We start from the raw sequence: 581 nt of genomic DNA on the forward strand, positions 1-581 counted from the left end.
CTTTTATCTATCGACGAGATAAAATCATCCATAACGGACTGGTTCAAATGGTATAATTATCAAAGACCACACAGTGCGATTAACTACGAAACACCGGTAAAATTCTATCTTAGGTCTTACTGAATGCAACTTTTGCATGATCAGTGCTCATCCTGCAATGATACATTTATAAGTACAAGGTCTCTACTTTTGACTGTATCAATTTTGGGGGCATATCATAGATACTACGCAACTATCCGACTTTCTGCCCGTCTTTTGCCTTCCTCGCTTTTTAGACTTGTAAGGCATACTCTATTCAGAGAACAGACAGGATCTCCTGAGTTTCTGTTAACTCTCAATTATGACGTGCCGACATCTTAGACCCCGGAGCGTTGAAAATAACTCACCATATCGCTACTTTCAATGTTGTTTTCTGTGTGTGTAATCACATCAACCTGTCTCAACTGTCTGTATTTCGGGGCCGAATCTGTTAGTTCGTCACTTTCAGCCCATCATCTTGTTCGCCTACGCTTAAAACATTCAGTTGCCCGAATATCTCCAAGGCTAACTACGAAACCGCTGGTTAGGCATTATTTCGATGG

Annotated in this window: 1 protein-coding gene; it reads left to right on the forward strand. The window is 41.0% G+C overall.

What is annotated here, in order from left to right:
* Positions 1-18 precede the first annotated feature (18 nt).
* Positions 19-123, forward strand: coding sequence for an integrase core domain-containing protein (locus ACP5NR_RS08825; RefSeq protein ID WP_428006377.1), 105 nt, complete (start codon positions 19-21; stop codon positions 121-123).
* Positions 124-581: the final 458 nt, after the last annotated feature.

The sequence above is a fragment of the Athalassotoga sp. genome (assembly GCF_049965695.1).
Taxonomy (GTDB): Bacteria; Thermotogota; Thermotogae; order Mesoaciditogales; family Mesoaciditogaceae; genus Athalassotoga.